We start from the raw sequence: 261 nt of genomic DNA on the forward strand, positions 1-261 counted from the left end.
CCTGGTTTGCTCGGCCGCTGATGGTCCGATGCCGCAAACTCGCGAGCACATCCTGCTGTCCCGTCAGGTAGGCGTTCCGTACATCGTTGTCTTCCTGAACAAGGCTGACATGGTTGACGACGCTGAGCTGTTGGAGCTGGTTGAAATGGAAGTGCGTGACCTGCTCAGCACTTACGATTTCCCGGGCGACGACACTCCGATCATCATCGGCTCCGCGCTGATGGCGCTGAACGGTGAAGACACCAACGAAATGGGCACCAG

The 261-nt window shown here is 58.2% G+C and carries 1 protein-coding gene; it reads left to right on the forward strand.

Annotation, left to right across the window (positions count from 1 at the left end; all coding sequences use genetic code 11):
* Nucleotides 1-261: GTP-binding protein (locus IOD17_RS19580; RefSeq protein WP_233686628.1), on the forward strand; the 261-nt coding region annotated here is incomplete at both ends.

This window comes from Pseudomonas anguilliseptica, from assembly GCF_021375795.1.
GTDB classification, from domain to species: domain Bacteria; phylum Pseudomonadota; class Gammaproteobacteria; order Pseudomonadales; family Pseudomonadaceae; genus Aquipseudomonas; species Aquipseudomonas anguilliseptica_A.